Source organism: Paenibacillus sp. FSL R7-0331 (assembly GCF_000758645.1).
Lineage (GTDB): Bacteria > Bacillota > Bacilli > Paenibacillales > Paenibacillaceae > Paenibacillus_AQ > Paenibacillus_AQ camerounensis.
The window spans coordinates 5,108,637-5,131,192 of sequence record NZ_CP009284.1 but is presented as its reverse complement, the minus strand read 5'-3'; the positions used below and the strand labels follow the sequence as shown (position 1 = coordinate 5,131,192).

Here is a 22,556-nt window from a genome sequence, read left to right as displayed (position 1 = left end):
GGGGCGGACCGGGATGAACAAACATTATGTTATTGTGGGCAGCGGTGTAGCGGCGGTTCATGCCGCTAAGGCGATCCGGGATCAGGATGCGGACTCGGAGATTACGATTTTTGGTGAGGAGGATCACCTGCCCTATAACCGGATTAAGCTGACCAAGGGCTTGTTCAGCGACCTGCACAGCGATAAGGTGCTGATCAAGAAGGAGAAGTGGTACCGCGATAACCGAATCACATTGCATACTTCCAGCCGGATTGCTGCAATCCACCCGGAGGCGCAGGAGGTAGAGACGGCAGACGGACAGCGGGTAACGTACCATAAGCTGCTGCTCTGTATGGGTGCCCGGAACCGGGCGCTGGCTGTAGGCGGTGCCGGACTGCAGAACGTGCATACGATCCGGGATCTGGGCGATGCCGACCGTTTAAAGGCAGAGCTGACCGCCGGGCAGCGCACCGTTGTCATCGGCGGCGGGGTGCAGGGGCTGGAGACAGCCTGGGCGCTGCATGAAGCCGGTTATCCGGTGACGATTGTTGAGGCCGCTCCGCGGCTGATGGCCCGGCAGCTCGATGAAGCTTCGTCGGAGCGGCTACGCCAGATTCTTGAACAGGCCGGTGTGGAGGTTAAGCTGCATGCCGGAGTCACTGCCATTACGGGACACGTGACAGTCTCGGGAGTGACCCTGGACGATGGGACGGAGATTCCTTGCGGGCATGTCGTGTACTCCATCGGCATCGTACCGAATACGGAGCTTGTGCAGGAGACCGGGATACATGTCCGGTCCGGTGTGCTGGTGAACCGTCATCTGGAGACGAGTGCTCCCCATATCTATGCTGCCGGCGATATTGCCGAGCTGGATGGATTAGTTGAAGGCTTGTGGGGCGGGGCGATTGAGCAGGGCAAAGTAGCCGGTTTGAATATGGCAGCGGTAGACCCGGCGGATTACCGCCGGCCGGTTCCGGTGACGCTGTTTAACGCTTTTGGCAGCTCACTGTTCTCAATCGGGAACACGGATGAGCGGCAGTGTGACCTGTCAGCGGCAGGCGAAGTAGATGGCGTCTATACGCGGATCTACGTCAAGGACAACCGGCTGGCCGGGGCGCTTGCCTGGGACGGTGCGGCAGCGTCGCTGCTGTATAAAGCAGCAGTTGAGCGGGGCGTGAGTCTGGAGGGACTGGATGTGGCGGACGGCAAGCTTGAGGCGGTTGTTGCCGGGATTGCGGCGCTGGTGGAGTAGTGAGTAGGAAAGTTGGTAGTACGGAAGTGAGTAGCACTGAGTGAGTAGTACTGAGTGAGTAGTGCGGAAATGAGTAGTTCTGAGTGAGCAGTGGAGTAGTTAAGTAGTGGAGAAGCGGAATATCGAAATAACGGATGCGTAGTGTCACGGAATTTCGAAGCTGTGTGGTCGCGGTGTGTTGGAGTGTCGGAATAGTTTATACAGCTATACCCAGCGTTACCGCACCTGTCCAAACTTTAAGTGTATTTCGTGCAACTATAATGGGCCATATCATACCTTTCCAAACTTTAGATGTATTCCGTGCAACTATAATGGGACTTTTCGCGTGAATCGGACTTTTTCAGGAGATTTAAGTGTACCGAATACAACTAAGTGTCTTCTCAAGCCAAAAATAGGAGATTTAAGTGTACAGAGTGCAGCTATGTCGATTATCTAGTGTGCGGGAATGCCCCTACGAGCGGCTGCTGAGCACACTAAGTGGAAATTCGCCACCTAATTCAGGGCTAACTACCGGTATTAGGAATTTAGGTGGAAAAATGCCAGCTAATTACACTGTTTTGGCTAGAACGGGGTTTTTAGCTCGAAATAAGTGGTGATTTTCCAACTAATTATAGTAAAAGATGAGAAATAATAGAATTAAGTGACATAAATCCAACTAATTAAATTCACAGGAGGAATAGACAATGACCAAATACATTTGCAAGCCATGCGGCTATATTTACGATCCGGCGCTCGGAGATCCGGATGAGGATGTAGAGCCGGGTACAGCGTTTGAGGACCTGCCGGAAGATTGGGTCTGCCCCGTATGCGGTGAAGACACCACTCATTTTGAGCCGGTGGCACAGAAACGTATTGTTTCCTAAGAAGCAGAGATTCGAACAAGCTTATTCTCGACCAAGCAGACTCCCGGTCAAGCAGACTCTTGACTAGGCAGACCAACATTACCAAGGAGGGATACGGAATGCCGGAACATTCCTGTAAGAACGCTGCGGAGCCGTGTACCCGCAAGGTGCCGATCTTCGCCTCGCTCAGCGGCGGCGAGCTCTCGCGGATCAGCGCGATGATCAGGCACCGCAAATACGCCAAAGGCCAGGTGCTGATTCTGGAGGAGCAGCCGACAGACACGCTTTTCATAATCCAGCAGGGACAGGTGAAGCTGTCCAAAATGACGCCGCAGGGCAAAGAGCAGATTCTGCATGTGCTGAGCAGCGGGGAATTTTTCGGCGAGCTGAATATCCTGAGCAGTGAGGAGCTGAGCAACTTCAGCGCCTACGCGCTGACCGAGACGGCGATCTGCCTGCTGACCCGCACGGATATGGAGCAGCTGATGGCGGAGAATCCGGACATCACAATCAAGCTGCTGAAGACCGTCGCCAAGCGGCTGGCCCATACCGAGAATCTGGCGCAGAGTCTGGCAACCAAAGACCCGGAAATCCGCATCGCCCATATGATTCTGGAGCTGGGCGATAAGTACGGCAAGCCGCGCAGCAGCGGTCTTGCCATCAAGCTCCCGCTCTCCCGTGAGGAGCTGGCAAGCTATGTGGGCGTCACCCGGGAGACGATCAGCCGCAAATTCGCCCGCTTCGAGGACCTGGGCCTGATAGAGCTGGTCGGCAACAAGCAGCTGATCGTGAAGGACCGGCCGTCGTTAGAGAAATATACAGATTAGCTTTACTAGCTTTGCTCCCAGCCAAACGATCATCTGGAGTGCAGGAAGAAAGCGGCGGTGCAACCTTGAGGAATCAAGGACACACATGAATGGAAATCCGGATCACGAACTGCTCCGGATTATTCTCGGTGAAATAATTGTACAGATCCATCTCGTAAGCTGCGCCGCATACGGCCAGCCCTTCGCTCTGGATGAACGCTTTTAAAGCTACATAGGTGTGTTCTAAAGTCTCGTATGATCCCTTATGATCCATGACCGCGTATAGCCCATGCGGCTTCATTAGGATATTGTCGCCCTTGGCAGGGGCTGACAGCCTGCTGGCAATAGGCTTGGATGATACATTTCAGACTGAAGCTGCTGCTGATCAACGATAGACCAGTAGGGCAGCTCATGCATAATCAGATGCTCTTCACAATACATTCGGTGTTCGCTGTATTTGCGGGCGTATTCATGATCGCTGATGCCGGGGCCGACAGGGGTCGTTATAAAATAAGCTGTCTGCTGCTCTTCAATAGCCGGTGTATTCCGTGGCGCCTTCTGTGCGTTTTCGGTCATTTGCAGGGCACCGTCAAGAAAGCTCTGTATCCGCTGCATCCGGTTCAGCTCCAGTTCAAGCTCGCGCTGCTTCTGGCGGATGAGGCTGACAAACCGGTCAGTATTCTGATTGTCGAGGAAATCCTTGATCTCCTTCAGCGAACTGCCGGCCTTCTTGAGCACGCTGATCATTTCGAGTGTGTAGCACTGCTGGAGCGAGTAGTAGCGGTACCCCTTTGCGTTAACAAATTCCGGCTTCAGCAGACCGATTTCATCATAGTGAAAAAGCGTATGCTTGGTCACCCCGCAGGTTCTGGCCATTTCGCTCGTTGTAAAAAGTTTGGACAGCATACCGGACATAGCAGTGCTCCCTTTCCTGGTTTAATGGTCTTGACTATCGGGTTACCCTATAGTTTAAAGTCGTTATACTGACAAAGCAAATGTCAAAAACCAGCCAGGGGTGCCTCATGAACAAACTTATCAGAAATAAAGTATTTCTTATTGTCGCCACAGCCGATCTGCTGCAGCAGACAGGAATATGGATCCGGAATATGGCTTTGCTGTTCTATATTATGGATCAGACCGGGAATAATCCAACTGCTGTATCCATGCTTACTGCGTTAGAGTATCTGCCTATCTTTGTGTTCTCTCTTATCGGAGGCACCTTTGCCGACCGCTGGAATCCGAAAAAAACAGTCATCCTCGGCGATCGTCAGCCAGTTTTCCCAGCCGTCCTCCGCGGTGCTGTTCAAAAAGCATATCCCTGCAGAGGAGGTTGGAACAGCCGTCGGGATTAACCAGAGTCTGATGGCCTTATTCACGATCTTTGGACCGATGCTCGGAACCCTAGTCTATACCCAGCTCGGAATACAGTCTTCGATTATTGCCTTGTTCCTGATCTTCACGCTGGCCGCGGGAATCCAGCTGTTCCTGCCGTCATCGGGCAGAGAGCAACGGGCAGAGAAGACTTCACCGCTCAAAGATATTAAGGAAGGCTTCCGTTATGTGCTGGGCCATGCGAACTTGAAGCTGATTGCGGTTATGTTTCTCATCTCGGGTCTGGCGATGGGAGTGACCCAGCCTCTGGATGTCTTTGTTACGATGAACCGGCTGGGCCTGCCAAAGGAAAGCGTGCAGTGGTTCGCAGCCGCCGAGGGTGTGGGGATGCTTGCAGGCGGTCTTTTGGCCGCCATGCTTACAGCACAAATAACCCGCTATAGACGGGGCGTCATTACAATAATCATGATTATATGGGCAGCAATTACCGTCATAGAAGTGCTGTCGGTTTGGCCTATGCTGACAGGAAGCGCGAGAGTGCTGTCCGGCATAGCCACAGCCTGCTTCCAGGTCTCCTTCAGCGCCATGATGATTCAGGAGATCAGAGAGGAGTATATCGGCAGGACTAACGGGATCATCATTCCGCTTATGATGGGAGGGATGCTGCTGGGCAGCGCTTCCTCCGGTTTTATCGTGACTCAGATCGATCTGATGGGAGCCTACTTTATAGCGGCGGCTCTTACGCTGGGCTGTGTTGTTTTTACATCGCGGTTGAAGTTTGGTTGAAGTATGCTTCTTATTCTATTTCCTATAATTGATTCCTGCTCCGCCGCAACCCTTTTGCACCAGGGCAAGCTTTTTTGCCCGGTGACATTATTGGTCCCGCGTAACAAAACGTTTCTCTAGACCCACTCAAATTGCGTCTGCTAGTATAAAATAATGCAGTGCGGGATGAGGGGAGATTTGGAAGTATGGAGCAGCAGCAGCGCTATGAGAACTTGAAAATGGGCGAACGCGGGGCCGTTATAAGTATTATTGCTTATATTTGTTTATCCGCACTTAAACTGATCATCGGCAATCTGTCGGGCTCGGAAGCCCTCAAGGCAGACGGATTAAATAATGCAACGGATATTGTAGCTTCCATCGCGGTACTGATCGGACTGAAGCTGGCACAGCGGCCGGCTGACGCAGACCATCCCTACGGCCATTGGAAGTCGGAAACAATAGCTTCATTAATAGCTTCCTTTATTATGATGGCGGTCGGACTGCAGGTCCTGATTACGGCCATTGCATCTGTCTTTAAGGGCAGAGGAGAGCCGCCGGATCTGATCTCAGTGTGGACAGGGCTGTTCTGTGCAGTCGTGATGTATTTTGTCTACCGGTATAATAAGCGGCTTGCGCTTGCAATCAAAAGCCAGGCTGTAATGGCCGCCGCCAAGGATAACTATTCGGATGCCCTGGTCAGTATCGGTGCGGTAATCGGGATCGTCGGCTCCCAGTTTAACCTTCCGTGGCTTGATCCTGTAACGGCGGTACTGGTCGGCTTCATCATCTGCAAAACAGCGTGGGACATCTTCCGTGATGCCTCCCACCACCTATCGGACGGGTTTGATGAAACCATTATTCATACGTTCAGGGAGACTGTCGAGCAGGTTGAAGGTGTTGAAGAGGTCAAGGAGCTGCGGGCCAGAAATTACGGCAGCAATGCTGTAGTGGACGTTGTCTTGTCGATCAAAGGCAGCCTTGGCTTTCAGGAAGCCCATAACGTTGCGACCAATGTGGAGAATGAGCTGAAGAAATCCGACGAAGTCATTGAGGTTCATGTACATTATGAGCCATCGAAGTAAGCCCCGGAAGGGGCTTTTTTTAATGAAAAAAAACGGGCCGATCTTAATGCAATCTTAATACTGAAGGCGAAATCCTAACACTAGCTTAATCCGGCAGGTGATATGCTTTCAGGACAATAAGACTACGTGCAAAGCGAGCGTGAAACCCGTGATTTCCTTTTTAAAAAGGTTTTTGATTGGCAGGCCCTTGAAGTCGACTGAGCTGGGGGAGCAAAAGTTAAATAAAAAGAAAGCACTGGCGATTTTATCATCAGATGCCTTATCTTCAGTTGCCTATGGTCCTGAGCAAATATTGATAGTACTGGTTACAGTGGGTACGATGGCTTTCTGGTATTCCATACCGATTGCGATCGGGGTATTGGTGCTGCTGACTGCACTCATCCTGTCCTACCGGCAGATCATTTTTGCCTATTCGCATGGCGGTGGAGCCTATGTGGTCTCCAAGGAAAATCTGGGCAGATACCCCGGGCTGATCGCCGGCGGTTCGCTGCTGGTGGACTATATTCTGACGGTGGCGGTAAGTGTATCGGCCGGGACAGATGCCATTACATCGGCTTTTCCGGGCCTGCATGATCATAAGGTGCTGATTGCCATTATCTTTGTCTTCCTCATTACAATATTGAATCTAAGAGGGGTGACGGAATCCGCATCCGTTCTAGCCTATCCGGTTTACCTGTTCGTGCTGGCCCTGTTCATTCTGATCGGCACCGGTCTTTATAACATCTTAACGGGGAATGTTCCGGCGGAGCTGCATACCTCACTTGGTACTCCGGTGGCCGGGATCAGTCTGTTCCTGCTGCTGCGCGCCTTTTCTTCGGGAAGCTCGGCGTTAACCGGGGTTGAAGCGATCTCCAATGCGATTCCGAATTTTAAAAGCCCGGAGGCCTCCAATGCGGCTAAAACGCTCGCGGCAATGGGGATTTTATTAGCGGTCCTGTTCTCCGGAATTGTTACGCTGGCCTATTACTACGGAGTTGCGCCCCGTGCTGACGTTACTGTCGTCTCGCAGATTGCCGAACAGACCTTCGGGCGGAATGCGATGTACTTTTTCATCCAGGGGACAACGGCATTAATTCTGATTCTGGCGGCCAATACCGGATATTCAGCGTTCCCGCTGCTGGCAGTGAATCTGGCTAAGGACAAATTCATTCCGCGGATGTTTACCATGCGAGGGGACAGACTCGGGTATTCCAACGGGATTATTATCCTGGGCGTGCTCTCGATGCTGCTCATTTATGTATTTGAAGGGGAGACGGAGCAGTTAATTCCTCTGTATGCAGTGGGAGTGTTCATTCCCTTTACGTTATCCCAGACAGGGATGATGGTGAAATGGCTCCGTCAAAAGCCTGCGGGCTGGATGCCGAAGTTCGTGATTAACACCGTTGGCGCGCTGATCAGCTTCATCGTCACCATGATGTTCTTCCTGACCAAGTTCACTCAGGTATGGCCTGTGTTTGTCTTCCTGCCGATTCTGTTGTTCGTCTTTCATAGAATTCATAAGCATTATGAGGCGGTCGCCGACCAGCTTAGAATTACAACCTGTGAAGCAACGGTTAAAATCGAAGGCAATGTCATCATCGTACCGGTGGCCGGAATCACCCATGTCGTGGAGAACTCGCTGGAATACGCCAAATCGCTGTCACCGCAGCAGATTATCGCCGTATATGTTCCTTTTGAACGGGAAGACGAAGCGGCATTCGAGGAGAAGTGGAAAAAGTGGCAGCCGGACGTTCGCCTGGTGACCCTCTACACTCCATACAGAAGCATCATCCAGCCGTTGACCAAGTTCATTGATACGATCAACTGGAAAGCGGCAGAGCTCAATCATAGAGTCACAGTCATTATCCCTCAGTTTATTCCGAAAAAAGGCTGGCATAACATCCTGCACAACCAGTCGAGCCTGCTGATCCGCGCCCGTCTGCTGTTCCGCAGCGATGTGATTGTTACTACGGTGCCTTATCATTTGAAAAAATAGCTGAGCTTGAGAGGCTGTCCCAAAGTCATGTAAGTGGCTTGGGGCGGCTTTTTTTTGCGTGGGGAAGGTTGGATGAAATGAGAATATTCAGAGCATGTTTAGGAATGACTGAGTTAACAGGCAGGATAGTTTATTCACTTCGCGAATACTTCAGGTATGGAGCGTTTGCGAAGTTCGTAGATAAGTAGGGTAATGGCACCAAATAATGAATGAGTCGAGCCGGAATAACTGTACTTTCTGCAACTATACCTGACTAACTTACTCCACTGCAGGTTTTAACTGCACTCTGTACACTTATATTTGGTAAAAACGCCCGAAACCGGCTTTTTCGAGGGCAATAGATGTACAGAATACAATTATTTACTTAAAATGATTCATTTCCTCTATTTTAATTGTACAAAGTACACTTAACCCGATATGACTCTGAACCCACTGACTGAGGTTAGCCTTTGTTGATGAATTTTCCTGCTGTAACAATAGGCAAAAGATAATGGCTATTATTATTGATATTTAAGTTAAAACCAGTAAAAGAAGTCTAAGGAATCATATAAATAGGATATGACTATAATTTATGCGGAGATGATTTAGTGTTCAAGTATAATGTATGTTTTTTGAAAAGTTATGACCGGATCTTAATGTTGAATCGTGAAAAACCCCCAATTATGGGAGTGTGGAACGGCGTCGGTGGTAAATATGAAGCGGGTGAAACTCCGGATGAGGGTGCGATTCGTGAAGTGTTTGAAGAAACGGGTATCAAAGTAAACAAGTATTACTCAAAAGCTATAATTACGTGGAATAAGGATGGCGGAGAAAAGGATGGATTATATGTGTACTTATTCGAAGTAGACTCGAAATTAGGGAATACACCACTAAAAAAAACTAGAGAAGGAATTCTCGATTGGAAGAAAATCGATTGGATCATGAATCCAGGTAACTTAGGGATTGCTGAAATGGTCGTTCAGTACTTACCTGTTCTATTAGAAAAAGAAAGTGATCATCTATTCGAGTACAAAGAAGGTATAGTAAAGCAAATAAAAGGAGGAATGGGAACGAAATGAAGTTCGATCTTCGTGAATTAGCGTTGTTTGCAGAACAGACTGTAACAAAAGCGGGTAACAGGATTTCCGAACTGCGCAGCCAGGAAAAAGTTGAATTGAATTACAAGGATGCGGGTGAGCTGGTCACATCTGCTGACTTGCTGTCGGAAAGAATCCTTCAAGAAGCCATAATGGGGACATTTCAAGGTCATCGAATTCTTTCGGAGGAAGATGGAGTACATAGCTGGGATCAGTTCAAGTTCGACGGTCCAGTTTGGGTAATGGATCCCTTAGATGGAACCGTTAATTTTTCCCGGAATCTGCCGCATTACGGTGTTTCATTGGCGTTTGCCCTTGATGGTGTAGTGCTCGCAGGAGCCGTGTATGCGCCGGATTTGAACTGTACTTATGTTGGAATTAAAGGGGAAGGCTCTTATTGCAATGGGGAACGTTTACAAATCCGTAAATGTACTTCACTATTAGATGCCGTCATCGGCACAGGTTTTCCGCATGATCCAGCAAAAGTCCAGCCGGCAATTGAAAGAGTGAACCGGCTCCGAAGAAGCTGCCGTGACATTAGGCGTTTTGCCGCACCAACAGTAGACATTTGTTATGTGGCATCCGGAAAATTGGATGCCCATACGGAAAGTCTCTCACCGTGGGATGTAGCCGCTGCAGGCTTGATTGCACGTGAGGCGGGAGCCATGAGTTGCCATGTACATGCGGTGCCAGACGGCATCCCTAATGAACTCTATGGTGAAGAGGTCGTATTCACAACACCTGGGATCTTCGATGATCTCTTGACATTATTGCGGATGGAATCTGAATAATACTGCCAAGTTTTGAACTAACGCGACGCGATAACCCAATGAAATTACGTAAGCAGCTGATCACGTCGATCGGTTGCTTTTTTTCATCTAACAGGCAGTTTAGTTGAACGAGATAAGTGAAAATTGGATTATTGAACTAACGTTTCCCGTTAGTAGAACGGCTTATTAGTCCTTTTTGGAGTTGGAAATTCCACAATTTGAATTTTAAATAAATCCAAAACCGCAATTATAGACAACGCGAAACCACTGTTCCATACCTCATCTATCCAATTTTCTTCAAATTTCTGCGTACAATCGTTAACAAAATCTTGATTGATTAAGATTGAAGATACTTCTGCCACTTTAGAATATAGATGCTCCTTAACTCCAATTTTCTCTATCATCCATCTTAACCCTGTCAGGAGCCCCTTCTCGTATTCGCCCGTCGCATTCTCATATGAAGCTAACCATTCAAGTAATTGGCTTTTTCGATCTTGAGTAATCTCTACAGTAATCGTGTACATTAAATCAACTCTTTTGTTGTATTTTAGCAGTGCGTTTAACAAATAAATTCTTTAAGTTGCGGACTTTGGCACGTTAGCTTAACAACAAATTAATGAATATCACAACTGTTTAAAAAAATCATTAAAGTGTGCCTCTCGTTACTCACCTGACTAGTATGTAAGGAGTGGAAAATCATGAAATGGTTCTAATGCTAATTCTATTTAACGTCCTACTTGTAGATTTTTACATTTGTTTTATACTACCAAAAAAGCTCTTTCCAATACAATGTCGATTATCATTTACTTTACTATGCTAAACTACCTGTTAGATGAACAAAACAACCGATCGACGTGATCGGCTGCTTTCGTGATTCATTGGGTTATCGTTTCCCGTTATCTTAACACTGTATCATTACTCAGAATGTATCCACAAGCTTGTATCTATGGTTTTACAAACATTTTCTTCTCTTCAGACCAGACTTTCCAAAGGACTCCGTCATTACGAATAATCATCTTTTTTTCCCACTCCTTGATAATGTAGCCCCATAGCCCATTACCATGAACTTCATCATCTGTAGGCTCGATTGAATTAAAACTTATTTCCCTGCTTATTGTCTTTTTATTTATATCTTCATATACTTTGAATTCCACGAAGCATTCAGAGCATTTAAATATAAACTGATTATGATGATTGACATACTTTCTTATCTCGATCCAGCCTTGATCACAAGCGTTGCACCAATCAACCTTAAAGTTGTATTTCCCTCGCATTATTAACCCCATTTCGTTTAGTTATTCTGTAGGCATCACGTTATTCTGCTCATTAGTTGAACAAAAGCAGCTAATCGTTTTGATCGTTGGTTTATTGAATTATCGTTTCCGGTTAGTTTTATGATGTTCGGTTTGAGCCAAGGGCCGAATTGCTCGAAGCTTGAATAGTTATATTAAGTCCGCCACTTCTTGAGTTGCCCTCAAAGTTGATACTAATTCTTAGTTAATTTATTAAATAAAGTCTTAGAAAGTCTGAGTTGTTCCTCCAAGACGAATAAATCTCCCCCGACTTCTTCACGATCCTTCAAATCCAAAATGAGTGTTTCGGATAATTTATATATACTTGTAAAAACTTGATTGAACGTGCAGTAAACATTCTTGGATATTAGTTTTCCTTGCTTTGAAAATATTGAATGAATTATGTTCTTGTGACTCTTAACATTCCTTTGGACTAATTTTATTGATAAAACTTCATTGTCAACTAATTGAAATGTTATGAAGTTATTTGTATCAGGATAAAAATATACATGACGTTCTGATATTGTATTACTTTTTGAAATTAGTAACCTCAATTCTTTCAACATAAATCTCAAAGTTGTAATTGGAAGACCATTGTAATTTCTAGTCGGAAAAGTGAGGTCTGCTGTTTCAATGAAAAATTCAGTCATAAAAGTACTGTGTTCATGAGACAAAAATATGTGCCTCTGATCTATTTTGAATTCAAGTGCAGTTAGTTTCACTAAATCACTACTTTCAAGTCGTTTATTAAAAACCCTTTGTTACTTCAATGGAATGGAATAGGGAGCAGCGCCGCGGTAGCCTGCCCCCTTTGTGGTTAAACTAACCTTTCCCGTTAGCTTGAAGACCTGTAGTCATATAAACTTCGTCTAACCGGGAGGGTCTTCGTACGGAACCATTCGGCCGCTTGCTGCACCAGCGGTGAAGAATTTAAGGGTGTAACCTTATCGATTGAAATCCAATCATAACCATCAGAGTCTTGTCCCTCGAATTGAACTACGGAACCTCCAATTTTTTCGGCGCCAATAACTTCATACAAAATTGCAATATGATGCAAGAATTCAGTCGAGTCATCCGATAGAGTCCATAGCACAGAAAAATCACAAACGCCAATATTGTAGAGTTCTTTAACCGAGTATCCTGTTTCTTCGCTAAATTCCCTTCTTAAGCCTTGCTCTAAGGACTCTGATCCTTCCAGCCGTCCACCAGGCAAGTCAAATTGACCCGTGTAAGGGCCTAAGCTTTTTCGAATAACTAAGATTTTCTCGTTAACCATACATATTCCGTAAACCCCTATGTGGCGATGGAACTGTTCCTTCATTGAGCTTAATCCCCCTGTTGCTTGAACAAAAGATAGATAAGGACTGATAGACTTATAAAAAAATAATACCACCACATACCACATATTGGAACTGGCGACCTGCGGTGAATCGACGGTCGGTGTACGGTGAGTCCACTGTCTTCGGCGGTGCTTCTTGTAGAATCGTGACCGGAAGGACATAATTGAAAGACATAGATTGTTAGAAGGAAAGGCGTGATAAAGCTTGGAGTACCTGCGCAGGCAATCGTTCCGCAATAAGCTCAAAGTCGCATTTCTGGCCGTTATCCTCCTTTCGGTGCTGATGACCGGAGGGCTGTCTTACTATATTTCGGCCGCTACCCTGGAGAAGAACGCGCTGAAGCTTACACAGGATACGGTAGTGCGGTCTGCGCAGATTGTGGATGAGAAGCTGAACAAGCTGATGCTCATTATGATGACTTTTATGATCAGCCAGCCCTTTTACGATATGCTGAAGGATGCAGCCTCCGGGGACACACAGGAATATTACACGCATTTGAACGATCTGGACAATGTGTTCTCGCAGGCGCGGATCGCCGAGCCGCTGATCCAGTCCATTTATGTGACGACCCCGATCGGGGAGTTCTACCCGTCGTCCATGAACCGCAACCGGCTTAATGCGTTTAAGGATACTTTTCTTTACGACCGGATTGAGCAGGAAAAAAAGAACATCTGGGTGGAAGGCCACGAGGATATGCTCTTCTCCGGCAAGGACCGCGTCATTTCGCTGATTCTGGAGCCGATCTTTGACACACCGGTCAACGATGTTTACATCGTAGTGAACATCCGCGAGGACGGCTTCCGCAAGCTGGTGCAGGGAGACACCGGACAAGGGGCATCCAGCTTTTTGCTGAATACGGCGGGAGAGACGGTCTATCGTACGAAGGACCCGCTGGTCCGGCAGGCGGTGGACGCCGGGAATTTACGGGAAATCATGAGCCGGCCGGAGGGCAGCCAATCCTTTGATCTGGACGGCAAGGCGTATTTGCTCAACTATGCCAAGCTTGGGATTGCGGATTGGACGATGACGACCATCCAGTCTCAGGCCGGGGTGCTTAAGGATATGGTGTATGTCAAATGGCTCATCGCCGGGATTGCGCTGGCGGCGTTTACCGTGACCACGCTGATATCCGGCGCCTTTACACGCTATCTGCTGAAACCGCTTCAAGGGCTGCTGAAGGTGATGAAGCGGGTGGAGAACAATGATCTGTCCGCCCGCTTTGAGAGTGCCAGCGGAGATGAGCTTGGACAGGTGGGCTTCCGGTTCAACCGGATGCTGGAGCAGATTGTAGTGCTGATCGGCGAGGTTACAGAGGCGCAGTCGCATAAGCGGGCCGCGGAGATTAAGGCGCTGTCGGCGCAGATGGACCCGCATTTTTTGTACAATACCCTTAATACCATCTACTGGAAGCTGAATTTAAAGCAGGTCGAACCGTCGCAGAAAATGGTCCTTTCGCTCTCCCGCCTCTTCCAGCTTGGGCTGAACAACGGCCGGGAGATTACAACCCTGTCCAAAGAGCTGGAGCATGTGCGCCAGTATCTGGAGCTGCAATCCAGCTGTTACGAAGGCTTGTTTACTTATGAAATCCAGGTGCAGGGGCCGGAGCTGTCCGGGCTTTCGATTCCGCGCATTATTCTCCAGCCGCTGGTGGAGAACAGTATTCTTCACGGCTTCCGGGACCGGGAGAGCGGCGGAATCATCGGGATCGAAATTGCCGGGGATGGGGAACGATGGACGATTTGCGTACGCGATAACGGAAGCGGTATGGAAGAGGACCAGGTGCGCGCCCTCTTTTGGCTGGAGTCGGATCAGGGATATGCCGTGTCTAATATGATCCGGCGGCTCCAGCTGTATTACGGGGGCAATGCGGAGTTTCAGGTCGACAGCGCACCCGAGCGCGGAACGGAAATACGGATTTCTTTACCGAAGAAAGGGGAGCATTCGGATGAGCCAGCATGAGCCGGTCAGTCTCTGCATTATCGACGATATCAAAAGCGTGGTGGACGGGCTGACCGCGATGAACTGGGAGGAGCAGGGAATTCACGTCGCGGGCGTTTCAAGCAACGGGGAAGAGGGGCTCCGGCTCATTCAGGCGCAGCGGCCGGATCTCGTCATTACCGACATCCGCATGCCGAGAATGGACGGGCTGAGCATGCTGCGGGCGGTGCTGGAAGAGAACCGGGGCTGCAAGGTGATTCTGATTAGCGGCTATGCCGATTTCGAGTATGCACAGCAGGCGGTGCAGCTGGGGGCATTCGATTTTGTGGTAAAGCCGTTTTCGCAGGAGGACATCATGTCGGCGGTGCTGCGGGCCAAGGCGGAGATTATGGAGGAGCGCTCCAAGCGCTTAAGCCTGCGGGAAATGGAGAATAAGCTGCGAGAGAGCATGCCGGTGCTGCGGCAGGAATATTTTGCGCTGCTTGTCAGCCACCGTACTACATGGGAGGAAGCTGCAGGGCGGTGGGATTTTTTAAATATCAGGCTTGAACCGAGGGGCTTTGTGGTGATGCTGATTGAGATCGACCGCTTCCGGGAGCAGCTTGCCGAGCGGTCCATCCGCGAGATGGAGCTGATCCGCTTCTCCCTGCTGAACATTATGCAGGAGACGCTGGCAGACCATGCACAGAGCGTGGTTTTCCGGGCCCGCCATGACCGTTTCCTGGCTGTAATGAATGTAACAGGAACGAGCAGTCCCATAGAAATAGCCGAGCAGTGCTGCCGGAATATTGAGCAGTATACGAAATTTACGGTTTCAGTCGGAGTCGGCGGCCCGGTGGAGGAAATCAGCGAGCTGCCCGATTCCTACCGCCAGGCTCAGCGTGCGCTCTCCCATCATCTGTTCACCGAAGGGAATGCGGCAATCAAGTACGAGGATATCCAGCAGGAAGGAAGCCAGGAGCCGCTGGCGCTCGAGTATAAGGATGAGCTGCTGCTGGCCCTGCGCTCCGGGAATGCCGGGCGGACGGAGGCTATTTTGTCCGCCATATCGCAAACGCTGCAGAAGGGGATTTCCCGGCACAATCCCGATTATCTCCTTAGCCTGTACGATGAGCTGGCCGCTTCAGCGATCCGCGCCTTTTACGAAATGGTGCCCTATCCGGATATTCACCCGCTGATCCAGCGTTTCCGGGCCGTGCAGGGAACCGCCGGGCTGCCGCTGGCTTCTCTGCAGCGCCAGCTGCTTGCCCTGTGCACGGATGGGGCCGAGATGGTGCGCCGCAATAGCCTGTCCGAAGGGCAGAAGGTGATCTATGAAGCTATTGATTATATCAGGAGCCGCTTGTCCGAGGATATCACGGTCGGGGAATGCGCTGCACATGTGCATCTGAGCGCCAGCTATTTCTCCAGCCTCTTCAAACGGGTGACGGGTATGACGGTTACCCAGTTTACGACTGCGGAGCGGATCCACAAGGCAAAGCTGCTGCTGGTGGAGGGGGTACAGGTGCAGGAGGTGGCTTCAGCTGTAGGCTATGAGGAGCGCCGGTATTTCAGCGAGATGTTCAAGAAGATCACCGGCCAGACACCATCGGAGTTCAGGGCGGGCTACCACCCGGACCGGCCGGAGGGATGGGGCTAACGCTAACGCTGTGCAGACTGTATAGCCGGATGGTGCTCTAAATCAGCCGTGCTGCAGACTAGTAAAAGAGATCCGCCGCCGCCGGTCCGGATCTCTTTCCACTGCCCGTCATTACGAAGAAAAAGCTATAATCGGTGCACAACCGCTATTCTCGGGAGGAGCCTTGCAAATGAACCATTCTGCTCCGCAAGGAGCCTGCGTGATTTATGCCAATTATTCCACACATCTGAAGCCCCACTCCGCCCGGTTTAGGGACGGACTGACCTTCTACCTGTTCCGTCTGCAGGCGGAGGGAAGCTGCCGTGCGCTGGTGGAGGGGAAATACGAGACGATCATCCCGGGGGACCTGCTGCTTTACCCGCCCGACCAGCCCTATGAGCTGATCGTGCAGCCCAGGAGGCTGCCGCAATCGGAAATAGTGCAGCCTGTTGCAGATTATTTTTTGGCCGGCAGGGGGGAGTGGCTGGATGCCTGGTGGAACGACAGAAGCCTGCCGGCCAAAACAAATATCGGCTTCGATGATACGGTCATTACCTTGTGGAAGCATATTATCGGCGAAAAGAAAAAGGTGATGCAGAATCAGGACGAAATGATGGATTACCTCCTGAGGGCGCTGTGTCTGACGCTGGAGCAAGCGATAAGTTCCGGGCACCGCACCAAGGGATCGGATACCGCACACCAGCTCAAACGATTCATTGAAAATCATGCCCATGAGCCGCTCAGTCTGGAAAAAATAGCAGCCTCAGCGGAATTAAGCGTCTCCCGCTGCTCTTATCTGTTCAAGGCAGCCTTTGGCCAATCACTGTTCGCCTACTGCATCGATGTCCGGTTAAAGCTTGCCGAGCAGCAGGTGCTTTACAGCAATCTGGCGCTGGAGCAGGTTGCCGAAAACACGGGGTTCCAGAGCTACGCCCATTTCTGCCGGGTGTTCCGTGAACGGTTCGGACATCCTCCAGGAGAATACCGCCGCAGGTATGGCTTTGGTTTTACTCCTGATTAAAGGCAACGATCAGATATCCGTATATAAAACCTGATGCTCCTGAACGAGGATAGCCTGCAGCTCGTCAGCCTTTACATTTTGAACAACGCCGTCCGCCTCAAGCGCCAATACAGCCGCAGCCGCAGCTGACTGTCCCAGGATCATAAAGACCGGCTCCATCCGGATGGAGCCGTATGCCGCGTGGGTAGCGGAGACACACACCGGCACGAGCAGGTTGGCGCATTCCTTCCGCTTCGGTACAAGCGCCCGGTAGCTTATCGGATAAGGGGCAGCCAGACGGATATAAAAACCTCCCTCCGTGCTGACATGCCCGTCTTCATTCACATAGTACTGGGTATGGTGCGAATCCATGGCAAAGGAGCCCATACCCACGGAATCTGGTACCGGATTCTCCAGTCTGACGTCATGCTCCGTCACCACATAATCGCCAATCATGCGGCGGGATTCCCGGATATACAGCTGGGCCGTCCAATGGCCGCTTTCGGTGAATTCATCGAGCGGCAGGCCCCACGGCCGGTATACCGCCCGGATTTCCTCCGGCACCCGCGGATGGTTTTGGATAGTCCACACATAGCCCTGCTGGTAGATGCGGTGAGCTTCCCACATTTGTTCCCGCATCTGGTAATCCGCCTCCGCATAGCCATGGTTCATCCCGTTGTAGTCAGTGGATATGCCGCTGTTGTTGTTGGAATCCGTCTTGTCCGGGGTCACCCGGTTCAGCTTAAAGAAACGCGAGTCCTGTCCTTGTTCGATGGCCCTGAACAGAATCTCGTAATCGGCTTCGTTATAGCCTTCCGGCTTTTCAATGTCTACGCGGTTGTCCGGATTATTGGTCAGGCACATGCGGAAATTGTAGGCCTGGAGCTTGTCGTCCCCATCGCCGATGTCTCCGCCGCGGTGCGGCAGAACACGGTCAAGCAGGCCGCTGGAGGGCACACCCTTCACCACATAAGGATCGATTCCGCCGGGCAGCTCATTGCCGGGACGGATACCGTTCAAGGTCTCCCCGTACTGCGCATTTGATTCCCGGCCAACGAAATAGGAGACGCCGGCTTTGCCCATTAGATCGCCTTCGTAGCCGGCATCGATGAACATGCTGCCCTTGAAAATGCTGCCGGATTCCATGCGGATGGAAACGATGGTATCCCCCTGCTTGGTCACACCGTCCGCCAGGTCCAGCCGCTCTCCGTAAACAACTTCGATGCCATACTCCGTCACCCAGTCCTGCAGCACTTCCAGCGCAACCTTGGGCTCAAAAAGCCAGCAGGCCTCTTCCTGTGTATATTTCCGGGCCACCCGCCGGTAGAACTCCATGGACAAGCCGCCAACGGCTTCCTTCATCCCCACATCCGTATCGCCCAGCCCGCCGCTGGTCAGCCCTCCGATCCGCCGGCCCGGTTCAATCACCACCGCGCTTTTGCCCATTTTCCGGGCTTGAACCGCTGCGGCGATACCGGCGGCCGTACCTCCGTAAATAACAATGTCATACGTTTTATCCTGATTCACACTGTTCTCCTCCATTCGCATTACATCTGCAAAAACGATTATAAACCGTTCAGCGGTGCTTATAGAATGATGCATCTTCCTTTTTCAATTGATGAATCTTACTGTTTTTCTGGAATGCCGTTTTTATGGGAAAAGGCTTTTGAAATCAGAATCGGCTTATGATAAGGTGATTTCCGAACGACGCCGACAAGCGCGTTAATCCCATACCACGATCTAAATTAGGAGGAACTATGAAACCCCAATTCCGCTATTTGAGCAAGCCGGCCCTTGAGCCTGTCCCGGGCTGTGACTGGGCCGACAAGATGGTGTTGAACCCGGCAATTGTCAAAGACCCAGACTCCGGCGACATCCATATGCTTTTCCGGGCGACGGGCCCGTGGCCGCAAAAACGAAGAGAAGGCTGCCATGATCCCTATCCGATTTTTCTGGGTTACGCCAAAAGCACCGACGGGGGGGAAACCTGGGATGCAGACTTTTCACGGCCCGCCCTGGCTCCTGCCCTGGGGTATGAAGAGCACGAGCTGTACATTACGGATATCCATGGAAAAAAAGTGCGGAATTACGCCAACGGCTGCGTGGAGGACCCTCGTATTTTTTATCTGGAGGACGAATTGTATGTAACGGTAGCCTGCCGCGCATTCCCCCCGGGCCCCTATTGGCTCAGCAGCCAGCATCCCCCCGTTCAGACACGCTTTGAATATGTACCGGATTGGATATTTGAAGGCGACGGCGAGGACCCGTTCATTAAGACAGCCCGGTCCAACGATACGGTCAGCGTTCTCTACAGGCTGGATTTGAACAAATTGAAGCAAAGGGAGTATGAAAGCGCATTCCAGTATGTAGGCCCGCTTACCGAAGGACATGTCAGCGACAACCGTGATGTGTTCTTCTTTCCCGAAAAAATGACGATTGCAGGCAAACAGCAGTATCTCATGCTGCACCGCCCGATGAATGTCCTGCCCTTTGAAGGGGGAGAGAAGGCTGGGAAGCCTTCCATTTATTTGGCGGCGGCCGAATCGCTGGAGGCTTTCGCCTCATCCAAAGCCACCCATAAGCTGCTGGCCCATCCGGTATTTGATTGGGAGGAGAACCGCATAGGCGCGAGCTGGCCGCCGATCTCCCTCGGGAACAGGGAATGGCTCGTATCGTACCATGCAAAGAAAGATGCACAGGTTGGATACACGCAATCCTTTATGATCGTCCGGGAGCGGGAAGACGACTTCCCGTCGGTTGTTCACCGCTGCTCTGAACGTCTGATGTTCGCGGAGCGGGAGTGGGAAATGCCGCAGGACTACCCTACACCCTGCCTGTTTACCACCGGAGGAATCGTTTTAGGCGAGGAGCTGATTATGTCGTATGGAGCCGCGGACCAGAGGGTTGGTATTGCCCGGGTCCATTTTAACGAACTGGTGGCTTATGTCCGGGAATATGGCGAGGATGGAAGACGGGCCGGCAGACCATAGAATTCTGTCCCTGAACAGTGAGTCTGCCGCACTCCTTTTCCGGGGACCAGGGCCTATAATAAAAACGAGCTCACAATACAAACGTTAATCAAAGGGGTAGAAGGTATGCAAAAAAAATGGTTGGGTCTCGGGCTGAGCATCATACTGGCAGCGGGAATCGCAGGCTGCGGCGGCAACAACAACGGCAACAGCAGTGCGGCAACAGAAGCGCCGGGCACAGCAGCTCCATCGGCCGATGCGGGCGGCAACACAGCGACAGGCGAGCCTGTACAGCTTAAATATTGGACTGATGACCGTCATGACCAGGAGTATATCAAGGAACTGATTAATAAGTTCAATGAAACCAACGGCGAAAACATCCAGGTAGAGCTGACGGTCATGTCCGAGAACTATGCGCAGAGCGTTGATATTGCATTTTCCAGCAACCAGGCGCCTGATGTGCTTCGCCTGAAGAGCGGCAACGCCTCCGAATTTGTCAAAAAAGGCTACCTTGCTCCGATCGATGGTTATCTTAGCGAGGATATAAAAACAAAATTCGGCAGTCTACAGCTTGACAATGTGAACCGTTTTGACGGCAAGCTGTACTCGCTGGCCAATACCGGCCTGACACTGCGTCTGGTTTACAACAAGGACCTCTTCGCCAAAGCGGGCATTGAGAGCCCTCCCGCATCCCTGCAGGAAATGGTTGATGACGCCAAAAAAATTACCGAAGCCGGCAAATCCGAGGGCATTTACGGCTTTGCATTGAACTTCAAGAGCCCGAAATCGGCATTTGACCGTTCCATCCGGGAGATTCTCTCCCTGAGCGGCTATCAGGGACTTGGTTTTGACATGAAGACCGGACAATTCGACTTTGCGCCATACTCGCAGGTTATTGAATATTTCAAGCAAATGTATGAGGACCGCAGTATTCTTCCCGGTGCGGAGACGCTCGACATTGATCCGCTGCGCGCCCAATTTGCGGCCGGCAAAATCGGCATGTACCTTTCCTTCTCGACGGAACCGGGTGTGTACAAGGACCAATTTCCGACGGAAATCAACTGGGCGGGCGCACTGGCCCCTACGCTAGACGGTCAAATCAAAGGAACCTCCGAAATTGTATCCGCCGGTACCTGGCTCGGTATCAGCGCCAAATCGGCTCATCAGGATGCAGCCTGGAAGTTCATGGAGTATATGTACGGCGACGATGTTCTGAAGACCTACCATGAAAAAGGCTTCGGCATCGCCGTAGTGCCGCATATTGTGGAGCAAGCCCAAAACCCGGACATCAAGGGTATGGAAGGCTTCCTGGTTGGTGAACACGACTCGCTCTGGCCGGCTTCGCCGACCGTTACTCCGGAGGGCACTAATTATGCCGACGCATTCTTCAAGTACATGCTTAGCGGCGGGGATGCACAAGCCATCACGACGGATTTGAACACCAGATACAATGACGCATTGTCCAAGGCTGTGGAGAAAGGCGAAGTAACCGTAACACCGGATGCCGCCTTTGACCCGAGCAAACCTCAGGGAGAATAACAGGCAAAGATGGGACTGCCGCGCACTTTCTGGCGGCCGCCCCTTTTCTTTCCCCGAAGGAGGAACAAAAGATGGAATTTAAGTGGAAACGGCTGGGGGAGAATACCCTTTTTTTGATCCCAAGCATCATTTTAACGGCAACCCTGGGCATCTATCCCCTGATCTGGATGCTGCGCTATATGTTCTATGATTATGCCGGCTACGGCGAGGCGCTGTTCGTTGGCCTGGACAACTTCAGCCGTCTGCTGCGCGATGAATTGTTCTGGGAGTCGGTAGGTAACACCTTTATCTTTGCCGGCGGGAAGCTGCTACTGACGCTGCCCTTGTCCCTGCTGCTGGCAGTCATCCTGAACGGCCGGCTGCGCGGCGGAAATCTGCTGCGGGGGATCTATTTCATGCCGACGGTCATCAGTACCGCAGTCATATCGGTTGTTTTTTATAACATCTTCAATTCCTATAACGGGATGGTTAACACACTTTTGATGAAGCTGCATCTGGTCTCCCAGCCGATTGACTGGCTCGGGCCGAAGCATGCGATGCTCACCGTCATTCTGGTCGCTGTATGGGGGGCGGTCGGCAACTATATGCTGCTGTTCCTGGCCGGACTGCAGAGCATTCCGCAGGATCTGTACGAGAGCGCGGCCATCGACGGCGCGAACGCCGGAAGGCGGTTCTGGAATATCACGCTTCCCATGCTGGCTCCGGTAGCCCAGATGGTCATTATGCTGGCGATTATCGCTTCCTTGAAGGGCTATGAGAGCATCATGGTCATCACGGAAGGCGGACCGATTGGCAAAACCGAGGTCATGTACCTCTATCTATACAAGCTTCTGTTCCCGGTATCCACGGGATCGCCAGTTGTGCAGCAGCTTGGATACGGCAGTGCTGTGGGCTTCGCAAGCGCCATTATCGTCGGCGGCATCACCGGCCTGTACTTCTTCCTGAGCCGTAAAATGAGCAAGGTATATTAAACGCATGGGA

Annotated in this window: 20 protein-coding genes and 1 pseudogene; 15 read left to right on the top strand and 6 right to left on the bottom strand. The window is 50.7% G+C overall.

The window, feature by feature from the left end; translation table 11 throughout:
* Window positions 1-13 precede the first annotated feature (13 nt).
* From R70331_RS22115 to R70331_RS22105, 3 genes are all read left to right on the top strand, one after another.
* Complete coding sequence (locus R70331_RS22115; RefSeq protein ID WP_042179148.1) at window positions 14-1,231, top strand: NAD(P)/FAD-dependent oxidoreductase; 1,218 nt, start codon at window positions 14-16, stop codon at window positions 1,229-1,231.
* Between the two features lie 683 nt (window positions 1,232-1,914).
* Window positions 1,915-2,094 carry a rubredoxin gene (gene rd / locus R70331_RS22110; protein ID WP_042179145.1) on the top strand — a complete coding sequence of 60 codons (180 nt, stop codon included), beginning with the start codon at window positions 1,915-1,917 and terminating at the stop codon, window positions 2,092-2,094.
* Window positions 2,095-2,192: 98 nt separating this feature from the next.
* Complete coding sequence (locus tag R70331_RS22105) at window positions 2,193-2,900, top strand: Crp/Fnr family transcriptional regulator (protein WP_081947709.1); 708 nt, start codon at window positions 2,193-2,195, stop codon at window positions 2,898-2,900.
* 73 nt (window positions 2,901-2,973) lie between these two features.
* On the opposite strand, the gene R70331_RS22100 is transcribed toward R70331_RS22105, so the two are convergent.
* The gene (locus tag R70331_RS22100) at window positions 2,974-3,180 is read right to left on the bottom strand and encodes a GyrI-like domain-containing protein (protein WP_052419165.1); all 207 of its coding nucleotides are present in this window, start codon (window positions 3,178-3,180) and stop codon (window positions 2,974-2,976) included.
* Window positions 3,180-3,794: a MerR family transcriptional regulator gene (locus R70331_RS30655; RefSeq protein ID WP_052419164.1), complete on the bottom strand. Its 615-nt coding sequence runs from the start codon at window positions 3,792-3,794 to the stop codon at window positions 3,180-3,182. Before R70331_RS30655 ends, R70331_RS22100 begins: the two co-directional genes overlap by 1 nt.
* 107 nt (window positions 3,795-3,901) lie before the next feature.
* On the opposite strand from R70331_RS30655, the gene R70331_RS32175 reads away from it, so the two are divergent.
* The 4 genes from R70331_RS32175 to R70331_RS22080 all read left to right on the top strand — a co-directional run bounded on the left by R70331_RS32175 (window position 3,902) and on the right by R70331_RS22080 (window position 8,033).
* Window positions 3,902-4,231: an MFS transporter gene (locus R70331_RS32175; protein ID WP_231576338.1), complete on the top strand. Its 330-nt coding sequence runs from the start codon at window positions 3,902-3,904 to the stop codon at window positions 4,229-4,231.
* On the top strand, window positions 4,176-4,997 hold the full coding sequence (locus R70331_RS22090; RefSeq protein WP_231576337.1) for an MFS transporter: 822 nt from the start codon (window positions 4,176-4,178) through the stop codon (window positions 4,995-4,997). The genes R70331_RS32175 and R70331_RS22090 overlap by 56 nt, the downstream gene beginning before the upstream one ends.
* Window positions 4,998-5,182: 185 nt before the next feature.
* Complete coding sequence (locus tag R70331_RS22085; protein ID WP_042179142.1) at window positions 5,183-6,058, top strand: cation diffusion facilitator family transporter; 876 nt, start codon at window positions 5,183-5,185, stop codon at window positions 6,056-6,058.
* Between the two features lie 148 nt (window positions 6,059-6,206).
* On the top strand, window positions 6,207-8,033 hold the full coding sequence (locus tag R70331_RS22080; RefSeq protein WP_042179139.1) for an APC family permease: 1,827 nt from the start codon (window positions 6,207-6,209) through the stop codon (window positions 8,031-8,033).
* 445 nt (window positions 8,034-8,478) lie between these two features.
* Here R70331_RS22080 and R70331_RS31210 read toward each other — a convergent pair.
* Window positions 8,479-8,568: pseudogene (locus tag R70331_RS31210) on the bottom strand (CatA-like O-acetyltransferase); the annotation flags it as partial.
* 52 nt (window positions 8,569-8,620) lie between these two features.
* On the opposite strand from R70331_RS31210, the gene R70331_RS22075 reads away from it, so the two are divergent.
* On the top strand, window positions 8,621-9,091 hold the full coding sequence (locus R70331_RS22075) for an NUDIX hydrolase (RefSeq protein WP_081947708.1): 471 nt from the start codon (window positions 8,621-8,623) through the stop codon (window positions 9,089-9,091).
* A complete protein-coding gene (locus R70331_RS22070; RefSeq protein ID WP_042179137.1) occupies window positions 9,088-9,900 on the top strand; it encodes an inositol monophosphatase family protein in 813 nt (270 codons plus the stop codon). The genes R70331_RS22075 and R70331_RS22070 overlap by 4 nt, the downstream gene beginning before the upstream one ends.
* A gap of 149 nt (window positions 9,901-10,049) precedes the next feature.
* On the opposite strand, the gene R70331_RS22065 is transcribed toward R70331_RS22070, so the two are convergent.
* Window positions 10,050-10,403, bottom strand: coding sequence for a hypothetical protein (locus R70331_RS22065; protein WP_042179135.1), 354 nt, complete (start codon window positions 10,401-10,403; stop codon window positions 10,050-10,052).
* Between the two features lie 1,603 nt (window positions 10,404-12,006).
* A complete protein-coding gene (locus tag R70331_RS22050) occupies window positions 12,007-12,492 on the bottom strand; it encodes an NUDIX hydrolase (RefSeq protein WP_042179129.1) in 486 nt (161 codons plus the stop codon).
* Window positions 12,493-12,715: 223 nt separating this feature from the next.
* Between R70331_RS22050 and R70331_RS22045 the strand changes: the two genes are divergently transcribed.
* The 3 genes from R70331_RS22045 to R70331_RS22035 all read left to right on the top strand — a co-directional run bounded on the left by R70331_RS22045 (window position 12,716) and on the right by R70331_RS22035 (window position 17,088).
* Window positions 12,716-14,470, top strand: coding sequence for a sensor histidine kinase (locus R70331_RS22045; protein ID WP_042179128.1), 1,755 nt, complete (start codon window positions 12,716-12,718; stop codon window positions 14,468-14,470).
* Window positions 14,457-16,088 carry a response regulator gene (locus R70331_RS22040; RefSeq protein ID WP_042179126.1) on the top strand — a complete coding sequence of 544 codons (1,632 nt, stop codon included), beginning with the start codon at window positions 14,457-14,459 and terminating at the stop codon, window positions 16,086-16,088. Before R70331_RS22045 ends, R70331_RS22040 begins: the two co-directional genes overlap by 14 nt.
* Before the next feature lie 169 nt (window positions 16,089-16,257).
* On the top strand, window positions 16,258-17,088 hold the full coding sequence (locus R70331_RS22035; protein ID WP_042179124.1) for a helix-turn-helix domain-containing protein: 831 nt from the start codon (window positions 16,258-16,260) through the stop codon (window positions 17,086-17,088).
* A gap of 9 nt (window positions 17,089-17,097) precedes the next feature.
* Here R70331_RS22035 and R70331_RS22030 read toward each other — a convergent pair whose 3' ends face one another.
* Window positions 17,098-18,594: an FAD-dependent oxidoreductase gene (locus R70331_RS22030; protein ID WP_052419163.1), complete on the bottom strand. Its 1,497-nt coding sequence runs from the start codon at window positions 18,592-18,594 to the stop codon at window positions 17,098-17,100.
* Window positions 18,595-18,824: 230 nt separating this feature from the next.
* Between R70331_RS22030 and R70331_RS22025 the strand changes: the two genes are divergently transcribed.
* The 3 genes from R70331_RS22025 (at window position 18,825) to R70331_RS22015 (ending at window position 22,546) form a co-directional block, all read left to right on the top strand.
* The gene (locus R70331_RS22025; protein ID WP_042179122.1) at window positions 18,825-20,057 is read left to right on the top strand and encodes a glycoside hydrolase family 130 protein; all 1,233 of its coding nucleotides are present in this window, start codon (window positions 18,825-18,827) and stop codon (window positions 20,055-20,057) included.
* A 105-nt stretch (window positions 20,058-20,162) separates the two neighbouring features.
* Complete coding sequence (locus R70331_RS22020) at window positions 20,163-21,575, top strand: ABC transporter substrate-binding protein (protein WP_042179120.1); 1,413 nt, start codon at window positions 20,163-20,165, stop codon at window positions 21,573-21,575.
* Window positions 21,576-21,646: 71 nt separating this feature from the next.
* Complete coding sequence (locus R70331_RS22015) at window positions 21,647-22,546, top strand: carbohydrate ABC transporter permease (RefSeq protein WP_039875704.1); 900 nt, start codon at window positions 21,647-21,649, stop codon at window positions 22,544-22,546.
* The last annotated feature ends 10 nt before the right edge of the window (window positions 22,547-22,556 follow it).